Origin of the sequence: Geobacillus thermodenitrificans subsp. thermodenitrificans DSM 465 (assembly GCF_000496575.1) — a bacterium.
Lineage (GTDB): Bacteria > Bacillota > Bacilli > Bacillales > Anoxybacillaceae > Geobacillus > Geobacillus thermodenitrificans.
In genome coordinates, this window is record NZ_AYKT01000071.1 from 1 (window position 1) to 355 (window position 355).

1 protein-coding gene is annotated in these 355 nt (G+C 42.0%); it reads right to left on the minus strand.

Features of this window, described 5'->3' with window-relative positions:
• Positions 1–34 precede the first annotated feature (34 nt).
• A partial coding sequence (locus DSM465_RS19205; protein WP_236620398.1) for a transposase occupies positions 35–355 on the minus strand: 321 nt, incomplete at its 5' end.

Genomic DNA, 355 nt, shown 5'->3' on the forward strand with positions numbered 1-355 from the left:
GGTTCATCACCAAAAGATGTACTTGATTTTTACGTTAAAATGTGATAGAGGTCTCTAGACGGACACGCAAAGTAAAACGCTGGATATTTCGATACCCATATCCTCGCCTTTTGATCAATTTTATTTTGTTGTTGATTCCTTCCATTGGACCATTTGAGTAAGAAAAAACGATGCAAGAAAGCACTGCGTCTCTTCGGGTGATGAGTGCCTTGGCAATACTGCGTACGGCGGCACAGTCGCTAAAAAGGTACCGGTCAAACCATTGGGTCAAACGAGTTTCGGCTTGCTTTCTTGTTTGGCTTTTGGATACGTAACGGAAATGTTGAAGTGCTTGATAGACATCACGTAAATAAGC